The sequence below is a fragment of the Paraburkholderia sp. SIMBA_054 genome, from assembly GCF_046534875.1.
Lineage (GTDB): Bacteria > Pseudomonadota > Gammaproteobacteria > Burkholderiales > Burkholderiaceae > Paraburkholderia > Paraburkholderia hospita.
Genome location: NZ_JAWRXV010001055.1, coordinates 1 through 261 on the forward strand (window position 1 = coordinate 1; position 261 = coordinate 261).

1 protein-coding gene is annotated in these 261 nt (G+C 60.9%); it reads left to right on the forward strand.

The genetic code is table 11. The annotated features are described in order from the left end of the window. Window positions 1-261 (forward strand): thioredoxin (locus tag SB822_RS58390; protein ID WP_410859282.1); only part of this gene is annotated, 261 nt, incomplete at both ends.

Here is a 261-nt window from a genome sequence, read left to right on the forward strand (position 1 = left end):
GCGAGTATCGCGAGGCGTTCGACAAGCTGGCCGAGCGGCATCCGCAAATCTGCTTCGCATGGATCGACATCGAAACGCATGCGGATCGATTCGACGATCTCGACGTCGAGAATTTTCCGACCATCCTGATCGAAGACTCGGTAACGACACGTTTTTTCGGCACCGTTTTGCCGCAAGCAGGGATTGTCGAGCGGATGCTCTCGGACTTGACCGCGCTGCCGGGCGTCGTCGGCGCGCCCAAATTGCGGCCCGCGCTGGCGG